Annotated in this window: 10 protein-coding genes; 5 read left to right on the top strand and 5 right to left on the bottom strand. The window is 69.7% G+C overall.

Going from position 1 to position 10,466, the window contains the following annotated elements; all coding sequences use genetic code 11:
• The 3 genes from ACFW2Y_RS31530 to ACFW2Y_RS31520 form a co-directional block, all read right to left on the bottom strand.
• Positions 1 to 358: DUF4429 domain-containing protein (locus tag ACFW2Y_RS31530; protein ID WP_384885903.1), on the bottom strand; the 358-nt coding region annotated here is incomplete at its 3' end.
• A gap of 74 nt (positions 359 to 432) precedes the next feature.
• Positions 433 to 1,644 carry an alpha/beta hydrolase gene (locus tag ACFW2Y_RS31525; RefSeq protein WP_384885901.1) on the bottom strand — a complete coding sequence of 404 codons (1,212 nt, stop codon included), beginning with the start codon at positions 1,642 to 1,644 and terminating at the stop codon, positions 433 to 435.
• Positions 1,645 to 1,696: 52 nt separating this feature from the next.
• Positions 1,697 to 2,341 (bottom strand): TetR/AcrR family transcriptional regulator, encoded by a 645-nt coding sequence (locus ACFW2Y_RS31520; RefSeq protein WP_384885899.1) that lies wholly within the window; start codon positions 2,339 to 2,341, stop codon positions 1,697 to 1,699.
• A gap of 118 nt (positions 2,342 to 2,459) precedes the next feature.
• Here ACFW2Y_RS31520 and ACFW2Y_RS31515 point away from each other — a divergent pair, with 118 nt between their 5' ends.
• Complete coding sequence (locus ACFW2Y_RS31515) at positions 2,460 to 4,085, top strand: MFS transporter (RefSeq protein ID WP_384885897.1); 1,626 nt, start codon at positions 2,460 to 2,462, stop codon at positions 4,083 to 4,085.
• 159 nt (positions 4,086 to 4,244) lie between these two features.
• Positions 4,245 to 4,682 (top strand): peptidase inhibitor family I36 protein, encoded by a 438-nt coding sequence (locus ACFW2Y_RS31510; RefSeq protein ID WP_384885905.1) that lies wholly within the window; start codon positions 4,245 to 4,247, stop codon positions 4,680 to 4,682.
• Here ACFW2Y_RS31510 and ACFW2Y_RS31505 read toward each other — a convergent pair.
• Positions 4,663 to 5,442, bottom strand: coding sequence for a potassium channel family protein (locus tag ACFW2Y_RS31505; protein WP_384885896.1), 780 nt, complete (start codon positions 5,440 to 5,442; stop codon positions 4,663 to 4,665). The genes ACFW2Y_RS31510 and ACFW2Y_RS31505 overlap by 20 nt on opposite strands.
• Positions 5,443 to 5,522: 80 nt before the next feature.
• The gene (gene aceE / locus ACFW2Y_RS31500; RefSeq protein WP_384885894.1) at positions 5,523 to 8,255 is read right to left on the bottom strand and encodes a pyruvate dehydrogenase (acetyl-transferring), homodimeric type; all 2,733 of its coding nucleotides are present in this window, start codon (positions 8,253 to 8,255) and stop codon (positions 5,523 to 5,525) included.
• Between the two features lie 428 nt (positions 8,256 to 8,683).
• On the opposite strand from aceE, the gene ACFW2Y_RS31495 reads away from it, so the two are divergent.
• The 3 genes from ACFW2Y_RS31495 (at position 8,684) to ACFW2Y_RS31485 (ending at position 10,398) form a co-directional block, all read left to right on the top strand.
• Entirely contained in the window at positions 8,684 to 9,106 is a 423-nt protein-coding gene (locus tag ACFW2Y_RS31495; RefSeq protein WP_384885892.1) for a DUF3052 domain-containing protein, read from the top strand.
• 119 nt (positions 9,107 to 9,225) lie between these two features.
• A complete protein-coding gene (locus ACFW2Y_RS31490; RefSeq protein WP_384885890.1) occupies positions 9,226 to 9,684 on the top strand; it encodes a peroxiredoxin in 459 nt (152 codons plus the stop codon).
• Between the two features lie 138 nt (positions 9,685 to 9,822).
• Positions 9,823 to 10,398, top strand: a complete 576-nt coding sequence (locus tag ACFW2Y_RS31485) for a TerD family protein (RefSeq protein WP_384885889.1) — start codon at positions 9,823 to 9,825, stop codon at positions 10,396 to 10,398.
• Positions 10,399 to 10,466 lie beyond the last annotated feature (68 nt).

Raw genomic sequence — 10,466 nt, 5'->3', positions numbered from 1 at the left:
GGACCCCCGCGGTCCCCGGCTGCGACGGGAGGAGCGACCGCAGCCCGTCCCGGTAGTGCACGGCCAGCGCCTCGCGCTCCGCCGGCAGCACCAGGCGGTACGGATCGCTGTTCTCCTTGAGTTGTCCCGCTGCGGCCTCCATCAGCGGATCGGCCCCCGGTCGCGGCACGGCGTGCAGCACGACGGTGCCCCGCCTCCCGGGCGTGAGCGTCACCGACGCCAACGCCTCGTGCGGCACCCGCCTTTCGCGCAGCGCTTGGAAGAGCCTCGGCGTGCGGATCCCCCGTTCGAAGCGGATGACGAGGGCGTCACTCTCGAGCTCCCAGGTGGCATGAATTCCGGCCAGCACATCACCCATACGGCTCATCGTAAGCGGCGTGCGCCCTTGCGTCGCCCCTATGAAAGGTCCCGACATTGCGTGATCTACGCGCGTCAGTGCCCTTCCGGACCGGATATTCCTTCGCGACAGGCGCTGTCGGGACGTGCGCAGACCAGGCGCGGGTACGCTCCGGCGCCCACCGCCGCGAGGTTGGCGAGACTCTCCGTACCCGGCTCGAAGTAGCCGCCGTGGCCGAGTGCCCCGCGGGCGGAGAGCAGCCGGGCGCCGAACTCCGGCGCCACCGGGTCGGCGCCGTGCCCGAGCCCGACGACCTCCAGGTGCGGCACGTCCGCGATCCAGTCGTCGTCGTCCCGCATCGCCCAGACCCGGGCCGGGCCCGCGAGTTCCGTCGCTCGCTCCACCCGCATCCCGGGACTTCCGGCCACGGCCACGTCGGTCACCCGGGCGGGCAGTCGGGGTGCGGCGACCCCGCAGAGCACGGATCCGTAGCTGTGGCAGAGGAGCGCCACGTGCGCTTCCGGGGGCAGCGATTCCACGAGACCCATGAGACGTGCGGCGCCTCCTTCGGCCAGTCGGCCGGTCACCGCGTCGACGCCGATCCCCGCGGGCGCGGTGTAGTCGGCCCAGGCGATCACCGCCACGCGCGCGCGGGGAGCGGCCTGCCGTTCGGCCGCGTAGAGGGACTGGGCCATGCCGGCGGGAGCCCCGTACCTGCCGTTGGTCTTCTGGAAGGTCAGCAGGTTGGTGTCGACGCCGGGAACGATCACGGAGATCCGCCGGGCCCGTTCCAGGTCGCCGAAGACCTCGGCGACCCGGCCCGTGCCGGTCGGGTCGAAGGCGAGGACCTGGCGGCCGGGGCGCATCAGGGAGGCGAAGCGGTGGATCCGACGGAGCGCCTCGTGCCGGCCCTCCGGGGAGAGCCGGGGGTCATCGGCCCTGCCGCGCTCGGCGGCGTGGGCCTCCCCGAGGGAGATCCGGTTGGCACGGTAACGCAGGGCGACCGGGGCGCCGTTGAGGTTGCCGACGACGAGCGGGTGCCGGGCGGCGAGTCGCGCGGCGCGCGCCGGGCCGAGTCCGGCGAAGAACGCGGCGACGGTACGGGCCGGAGCGGCAGGGTCCGGCAGCGGCCGGTGGTCGATCCGGTCCCGCCCCCAGGCGGCGAGCGCGGCCTCGCGGGACGGCCACGGTACGGGCCGGTGCTGGACGGTGGTCCACCCGGTGGTCGCGAGGAGCACCCACACGAGGAGGAGCGCCAGCGGCGCGCGCGGGGCGAGGGGCCCGGACGGGGCATCGGCTGAGGTCACGGGCGGTCACCCTACGGGGGCGGCCTCCGGGCGCGGCCTCAGGGGCGGGGCCTCATGCCGGCCGGTCCCGCCAGCGCTGGGCGAGGGCCGGTCCGAGGCGGTCGAGGTACTCCTCGGTGAGGGAGCGGATGGACTCCAGGCTCTGTTCCCCGCCCCGGCCCCACATCTGCCCGGTCACCCGCATCACCCCGCTGAACGCGGCCACCGCGATCCGGGGGCGCGGGTCCTCGTCGACGTCGAGGCCCTCGCGCCCGGCGATGATCCGGGCGATGGTCTCCTCCATCTCGGTCGACCGGCGCAGATGGACGGCGAGGAGCGCGGGCGTCGACTCGATCATCTGGTAGGTGCGCAGGTAGAGCTCCACCGGAACGACCTCCTCGATGGCCTCGCCGATGGTGTCCCAGGCGCACAGGACGGCGTTGCGCATCGCGTCGAAGGGGCCCTCGTCCGGGGGGCGCTGCCCGAGGGCCCGTACGAAGCGCTCCTCCACCATCTGCTGGACGTCGAAGGCGACCTCCTCCTTGGAGGAGAAGTACCGGAAGAAGGTGCGCTGGGAGACCTCCACGGCGTCGACGATCTCGTCGACGGTGGTCCGCTCGTACCCCTGGGTCGTGAAGAGCTCCAGCGCCACCCGGATCAGCGCGTCGCGCGTGCGCTGCTTCTTCCGCTCGCGCAGTCCGGGCACGGGAACGGTCACGTCTCAGGTCCTCTTTCCAGCCGTTTCGTCCGACTCAGCGTACCTGTGAGCTACGTGACAGTTACCGTCGCGTGAATCGCTTTGTCAATTGTCAGTGACTGTCATTAGCCTCGTTCCCATGACTAGTCAGACCACCGTGGAAAAGGCCCCGCAGGGTCAGGGGGGTGCCCGGGAACCCGCCTCGGTCCCGGCGAAGGGACTGCGGGGCCACCCGTGGTTGACGCTGTTCGCCGTCGCCGTGGGCGTCATGATGGTGGCGCTGGACGGCACGATCGTCGCCATCGCCAATCCCGCCATCAAGAACGACCTCGGCGCCACCCTCGCCCAGGTCCAATGGATCACCAACGGCTATCTGCTCGCACTGGCCGTCGCCCTGATCACCGCCGGCAAGCTGGGCGACCGCTTCGGCCACCGGCAGACCTTCCTCATCGGCATCGCCGGCTTCGCCGCCGCCTCCGGCGCGATCGGCCTGTCCCACTCCATCGGCGCGGTGATCGCCTTCCGCGTGCTGCAGGGCCTCTTCGGCGCCCTGCTGATGCCGGCCGCCCTCGGCTTGCTGCGCGCCACCTTCCCCGCCGAGAAGCTCAACATGGCGATCGGCATCTGGGGCATGGTCATCGGTGCCTCCACGGCCGGCGGCCCCATCGTCGGCGGCCTGCTCGTCGAGCACGTCAGCTGGCAGTCCGTCTTCTTCGTCAACGTGCCGGTGGGCGTGGTCGCGCTCGTCCTCGGCCTGCTCATCCTCAAGGACCACCGCGCAGAGAACGCGCCGCGCTCCTTCGACCTCCTCGGCATCCTGCTGCTCTCCGGCGCCATGGCGTCCCTGGTCTGGAGCCTCATCAAGGCCGGTGAGTCCTGGGGCTGGTCGAGCGGCAAGACCTGGGGCTGCCTGCTCGGCGCGCTGCTGCTGTTCCTGGTCTTCGCCCTCTGGGAGACCAAGGCCAAGGAGCCGCTGATCCCGCTGGCGATGTTCCGCTCCCTGCCGCTCTCGGCCGGCGTGGTGCTGATGGTGCTGATGGCCTTCGCCTTCATGGGCGGCCTCTTCTTCGTGACCTTCTACCTCCAGGGCGTGCAGGGCCTCAGCCCGGTCGACAGCGGCCTGCACCTGCTGCCGCTGACCGCGATGATGATCGTCTCCTCGCCGCTGGCCGGCGCCCTGATCACCAAGTTCGGTCCGCGCGTGCCGCTCGTCGGCGGCATGGTCTGCACCGCCGTCGCCATGTTCGGCATGATCTCGCTCACCGCCGACACCGGAACCCTCGCGATGTCGCTCTGGTTCGCCCTCCTCGGTCTGGGCCTCGCCCCGGTCATGGTCGGCGCCACCGAGGTCATCGTCGGCAACGCGCCGCTGGAGCTCTCCGGCGTGGCCGGTGGCCTGCAGCAGGCGGCCATGCAGGTCGGCGGCGCGCTCGGCACGGCGGTGCTCGGTGCCGTCATGTCCTCCAAGGTCGCCGATGCCTTCGCGGGCAATTGGCAGGAGGCCGGCATCCCGGCCCCCTTCGACCCGCGGCTGGAACAGGCCGCCGAGTTCGGGATGGCTCCGCCCGAGCTGGCCCAGGCGCCGGGCATGACCCCCGGTCTCCTGCAGCAGATCACCGGCGTCATCCACGACACCTTCCTGGAGGGCATGGGCCTCGCCTTCACCGTTGCCGGCGGCGTCGCGGTCGTCGCGGCCCTCGTCGCCACGCTCACCAAGCGTGGCGAGAACGCCGAAGCGGGCGGCATGAGCGGCGGTCACATCTGACGCCGACCGGTTCCCCTCGGGGTTCCCGTAGGGGGTCGTCACCCGTTCGCGTGAACGGGGGCGGCCCCCCTTCCGTCGTCGGGTTCGCCTCCGCCATGCTCTCCACTACAGAGAGTGACGAAACGGGGGTTCCTCGACATGCAGAAGAAGACCGTTCCGATGGGCACGGCCCTCACGGCCGCCCTCCTTGCCGCCCTCCTGGCGGCCCCGGCCGCCCCGGCGCTGGCGAGCCCGATCACGGCCCCGTCGGCCCGGGCGACGGCGGTGCCCACATCGACCGCACCACCCCTGACCGCCCCTCGGTCGGGCACGACCCTCGGGGCTTGCGGCCCCGGCCGGCTCTGTCTCTGGCCCAAGCCCGACTTCAAGGGCAGGCCCTGGACGTACGAACTGGCCGGCACCGACGTCGAGAGCTGCATCGCTCTGCCGCCGGGCGCCTCGGCCCAGTCCCTCGCGAACCGCACCGGGCGGCCGGTCACCACGTACCAGTCGGCCGAATGCGGGGAGACGGGAGAGTTCGAGACCTATCCGGGACGGGGGACATGGGTGCCGCGGGAGGCCTACGAGGTCAGGGCCTTCAAGATCTGGGAGCGCTAGGCGAAGGCACCTCGGGGTGCTCCCGTTGCTCCGGCGGCGCCGAAAGCCGGGCCACCTCCGCACGGAGCTCGCTGACCTCCAGGGTGAGCGACTCCAGGAGCTCGATCTGGCGGCGTTCCATCACGTCATCGCGCTCGAAGCGGGAGATGAACCACGCTGCGATGTTGGCCGTGACGACACCGAGCAGCGCGATGCCCGAGAGCATCAGGCCCACCGCGAGGACCCGGCCCAGCCCCGTGGTCGGGGCGAGGTCTCCGTAACCGACCGTGGTCATCGTGGTGAAGGACCACCAGACCGCGTCGCCGAGCGTCTTGATGTTGCCGTCCGGGGCGTCCCGCTCGACGTGCAGCACGGCCAACGAACCGAACATCATCAGTCCGGCCACCGAGCCCGCCACATAGGTGGTGAGCGTTATCTGCGGAGCCATCCTGGCCCGCCGGCCCACGAGGAGCAGCGTGGCGACGAGTCGCAGCAGCCGCAGCGGCTGCATCATCGGCAGTATCACGGCGAGTAGGTCCAGCAGATGGCTGCGCACGAAGGACCAGCGGTCCGGGGCGAGCCAGAGACGGGCAAGGTAGTCGAAGGCGAAGGCAGCCCAGACGATCCACTCGACGTAGGTGCAGATCTGGTGCACCCACGGCTCGGCGCCGGGCGTCACGATCGGCACCGCATAGGCGGCACCGAAGGCGATCGCTAGCACCAGGAGCGGCGTTTGGGTGCGCTCTTCCCAGCGGGACTTCATCACGGGCATGCCTGGCATGGTAGGTAATGGTGAAGGGCGGCGGAACCGGGTCCCACCGCCCTTCACCAGCTGAAATCAGGTCGACCGGAAGGTCTCGATCAGGCGTCGCCGCCTGCGGCGCCCGGGTCGGCGGCCGTCACGTCGAGCAGCTGGTAGCGGTCCACGGCCTGCTTCAGGGCCGACCGCTCGACCTTGCCCGTGCGGGCGAGCTCGGTCAGTACCGCGAGCACGATCGACTGCGCGTCGATGTGGAAGTGGCGGCGGGCCGCACCGCGGGTGTCCGCGAAGCCGAAGCCGTCCGCGCCCAGCGAGGTGTACGGGCCGGGCACCCAGCGTGCGATCTGGTCCGGCACCGTGCGCATCCAGTCCGAGACCGCGACGAACGGTCCCTCGGCGCCCTGGAGCTTGCGCGTCACATAGGGGACGCGCTGCTCTTCGTCCGGGTGGAGCAGGTTGTGTTCCTCGACGGCCACGGCCTCCCGGCGCAGCTCGGTCCAGGAGGTCGCGGACCAGACGTCGGCCCGGACGTTCCACTCCTCGGCGAGGATGCGCTGTGCTTCGATCGCCCAGGGCACCGCGACGCCGGAGGCCATGATCTGTGCCGGGACCGTGCCGGCCCCGCCCGCCTTGAGGCGGTGGATGCCCTGGAGGATGCCGTCCACGTCCACGTCCTCGGGCTCTGCCGGGTGCTGGATCGGCTCGTTGTAGACGCTCAGGTAGTAGAAGACGTCCTCGGCCTCGGGGCCGTACATGCGGCGCAGGCCGTCCTTGACGATGTGCGCGATCTCGAAGCCGAACGCCGGGTCGTAGGAGATGCAGGCCGGGTTGGTCGAGGCCAGCAGGTGGGAGTGGCCGTCGGCGTGCTGGAGGCCCTCACCCGTCAGCGTCGTCCGTCCGGCCGTCGCACCGAGCACGAAGCCGCGTGCCAGTTGGTCGGCCATCTGCCAGAACTGGTCGCCGGTCCGCTGGAAACCGAACATCGAGTAGAAGACGTACACCGGGATCAGCGGTTCACCGTGCGTGGCGTAGGCGGAGCCCGCTGCGATCAGCGAGGCCGTGCAGCCTGCCTCGGAGATGCCGTCGTGCAGCATCTGGCCGGTCGGTGACTCCTTGTAGGCGAGGAGGAGTTCGCGGTCCACCGCCTCGTACTGCTGGCCCAGCGGGTTGTAGATCTTGGCGCTCGGGAAGAAGGCGTCCATGCCGAAGGTGCGGTACTCGTCGGGGGCGATCAGCACGAAGCGCTTGCCGATCTCCTTGTCCCGCATGAGGTCCTTCAGGATGCGGACGAAGGCCATCGTGGTGGCGATCGACTGCTGCCCCGAACCCTTCTTGGCCGCCGCGTAGGTCTTGTCGTCGGGAAGGGCCAGCGGCTTCGCCCGCACGACGCGGGTGGGGACGTAACCGCCCAGCGCCTTGCGGCGGTCGTGCATGTACTGGATCTCTTCGGAGTTCCGGCCCGGGTGGTAGTACGGCGGCAGTCCGTCCTCCAGTTGCCGGTCCGTCACCGGGATGTGCAGCCGGTCGCGGAAGCGCTTGAGGTCGTCGACCGTCAGCTTCTTCATCTGGTGGGTCGCGTTGCGGCCCTCGAAGTTCGGACCCAGCGTCCAGCCCTTGACGGTCTGCGCGAGGATCACGGTCGGCTGGCCGGCGTGGGCCTTCGCCGCCGCGTAGGCCGCGTAGATCTTCTTGTGGTCGTGGCCGCCGCGGCCCAGGTGCAGGACCTGCTGGTCCGACATGTTCTCGACCATGGCCCGCAGCCGGTGGTCGTCCCCGAAGAAGTGGTCCCGGATGTAGCCGCCGGTCTCCGTGGCGTAGGTCTGGAACTGTCCGTCGGGCGTGGTGTTCAGCTTGTTCACCAGGATGCCGTCGCGGTCCTGTGCGAGCAGCGGGTCCCAGGAACGGTCCCAGATGAGCTTGATGACGTTCCAGCCGTTGCCCCGGAAGATCGACTCCAGCTCCTGGATGATCTTGCCGTTGCCGCGGACCGGGCCGTCGAGCCGCTGGAGGTTGCAGTTGACGACGAAGGTGAGGTTGTCCAGCCCCTCACGGGCGGCGATGGAGAGCTGGCCGAGCGATTCGACCTCGTCCATCTCGCCGTCGCCGAGGAACGCCCAGACGTGCGACTTCGAGGTGTCGGCGATGCCGCGCGCCTCCATGTACCGGTTCATCCGGGCCTGGTAGATCGCCCCGAGCGGGCCGAGGCCCATGGAGACGGTCGGGAACTCCCAGAAGTCCGGCATCAGCCGTGGGTGCGGATACGAGGACAGGCCGTTCGGGAACTTCGACCTCTCCTGGCGGAAGGCGTCGAGCTGGGTCTCGTTCAGCCGGTCGAGCAGGAAGGCGCGGGCGTAGATGCCGGGGGAGGCGTGCCCCTGGAAGAAGATCTGGTCGCCGCCGTCCCCCTCGTCCTTGCCGCGGAAGAAGTGGTTGAAGCCGACGTCGTAGAGCGAGGCGGAGGAGGCGAAGGTCGCGATGTGGCCGCCGACGCCGATGCCCGGACGTTGGGCGCGCGAGACCATCACGGCCGCGTTCCAGCGGGTGGCGTTGAGGACCTTGCGCTCGATCTCCTCGTTTCCGGGGAAGAAGGGCTCGTCCTTGGTGGCGATGGTGTTGACGTAGTCCGTGCTGCGCATCTCGGGCACGGCCACGCGCTTCTCGCGGGCCCGCTCGATCAGACGGAGCATGAGGTAACGGGCCCGCTCGCGGCCCCGCTCGTCCACGGCCGCGTCGAGGGAGTCGAGCCATTCCTGGGTCTCTTCCGGGTCGAAATCCGGGACCTGGCTGGGAAGGCCGCCAATGATGATCGGGTTGCGATCGGATCCGGGAGCCACGCTCTTCCTTCGCTGTTCGGTGGTGCCCACGGGGCCACGGGCTGGTCGGGATGTCCATCGTGTACCCCGCCGACGCCAGACGTCACATTTACCGAGGGGTAACCCCCGGGGGGTGCCTCGCCCTGCCTTCCGGGCGTCCGGTGCGGTCAAATCGCAACCTTACGCCCAACTCGCGCATGCGTTTCGTCCGGGCGTTCGGCAGACTGAAACCGCAGAAGTCTGCAAACCGGGATGAAGCATCTGTCCCCGAGTGAGGCGAAGGGGGCGACAGTGCCGGAAGTTGCGGCGAGACGGCCCCAAACGTCACCGTTTCGGCGGTCTCAAGGGCCGGGTACTTGCGCGATCCACCCCGGCACGTGTGGACTACGGCCAGAGCCGCGCGCCCACGCGTGGCCCACAGCATTTTCCGAATGAGCAGGAGGCAAGCCGTGAGCGCGACCGCGGACCACGCGGAGGAGCGGACCAACCCGGCAGCGAGGCTGGGGTTCGAGCCCGGACAGGTGGTCCAGGAGATCGGCTACGACGACGACGTCGACCAGGATCTCCGTGAAGGCATCGAGTCCGTCATCGGGACCGAGCTCATGGATGAGGACTACGACGACGTCGCCGACGCCGTCGTGCTCTGGTTCCGTGACGAGGACGGCGATCTCACCGACGCACTGGTGGACGCCATCGGTCTCCTGGAGGACGGCGGCGTGATCTGGCTGCTGACGCCGAAGACCGGCCGTGACGGCTACATCGAGCCGTCCGACATCAACGATGCCGCGCAGACAGCGGGTCTCTCCCAGACCAAGAGCATCAGCGTCGCCAAGGATTGGGCGGGTGCCCGCCTGGTCGCCCCCAAGCGCTGACCGACACGTTGCGAGAAGCCCCCGTCGCCCGCCGGCGGGGGCTTTCGTGCGCAGGCCGTAGGGTGGGTCTCACCGGTACGGCCCAATGTCCGTGCCCGTTGGAAAGGGACGAGTGAGCGATGGCGATCGAGGTCGGCACCAAGGCTCCGGAATTCGAGCTCAAGGACAACCACGGCAGGACCGTGCGGCTCTCCGACTTCCGGGGCGAGAAGAACGTGGTGCTGCTCTTCTACCCGTTCGCCTTCACCGGCGTCTGCACCGGTGAGCTTCGCGAGCTCCGCGACAACCTTCCCGCCTTCGTCAACGACGACACGCAGCTGCTCGCGGTCTCCAACGACTCCATCCACACCCTTCGGGTCTTCGCCGACCAGGAGGAGCTGGAATTCCCGCTGCTCTCCGACTTCTGGAAGCACGGCGAGGCGTCCCGCGCCTACGGCGTCTTCGACGAGGACAAGGGCTGCGCGGTCCGCGGAACCTTCGTCATCGACAAGGGGGGTGTCGTCCGCTGGACCGTGGTGAACGCCCTGTCGGACGCCCGTGACCTGGGCCAGTACGTCGACGCCCTCGACGCCCTTTGAGCGGTTCCGGACCGACACCAGCGGATTCACGAGGTGAATCGACTGTTTCGACCGGGAACCCGTCACTAGGATCCAGACGTTGATCCGATGCCAATGCACGACTGGGGGCGCTGCCCCTGGAAACCTATGGAGGGACTCGTGGGAGTCAGCCTCAGCAAGGGCGGCAACGTCTCGCTGACCAAGGAGGCCCCTGGCCTCACCGCCGTGACCGTCGGTCTGGGCTGGGACGTCCGCACCACCACCGGTACGGACTTCGACCTCGACGCCAGCGCCATCCTGGTGAGCGAGGCCGGCAAGGTCCGCAACGACCAGGACTTCGTCTTCTTCAACAACCTGAAGAGCGCCGACGGGTCGGTCGAGCACACCGGTGACAACCTCACCGGCGAGGGCGAAGGCGACGACGAGCAGGTCAAGGTCAACCTGGCCGGCGTCCCGGCCGATGTGGCCAAGATCGTCTTCCCGGTCTCGATCTACGACGCCGAGAACCGCCAGCAGTCCTTCGGCCAGGTGCGCAACGCGTTCATCCGCGTCGTGAACCAGGCCGGCGGCACCGAGATCGCGCGGTACGACCTCTCCGAGGACGCCTCGACCGAGACCGCGATGGTCTTCGGCGAGCTGTACCGCCACGGCGCGGAGTGGAAGTTCCGCGCAGTCGGCCAGGGTTACGCCTCGGGCCTGCGCGGCATCGCGCAGGACTTCGGCGTCAACGTCTGAGCCGAACCGTTCGAACCGTCCGGGGGCCCCCGCGGGGGGGGGCGGCCGGGCGGGCGGCAAATAACCCC

It is taken from the genome of Streptomyces sp. NPDC058877, from assembly GCF_042742855.1.
Classification (GTDB): Bacteria; Actinomycetota; Actinomycetes; order Streptomycetales; family Streptomycetaceae; genus Streptomyces.
Note: the sequence above shows the minus strand (reverse complement) of the source record. Positions and strands in the feature narration are given on the sequence as shown.

Bases quoted from the DNA above. Each gene is read 5' to 3' on its own strand.
- ACFW2Y_RS31515 (WP_384885897.1), top strand. From the start codon at position 2,460: ATGACTAGTCAGACCACCGTGGAAAAGGCCCCGCAGGGTCAGGGGGGT.
- ACFW2Y_RS31510 (WP_384885905.1), top strand. From the start codon at position 4,245: ATGGGCACGGCCCTCACGGCCGCCCTCCTTGCCGCCCTCCTGGCGGCC.
- ACFW2Y_RS31505 (WP_384885896.1), bottom strand. From the start codon at position 5,442: ATGCCAGGCATGCCCGTGATGAAGTCCCGCTGGGAAGAGCGCACCCAA.
- ACFW2Y_RS31490 (WP_384885890.1), top strand. From the start codon at position 9,226: ATGGCGATCGAGGTCGGCACCAAGGCTCCGGAATTCGAGCTCAAGGAC.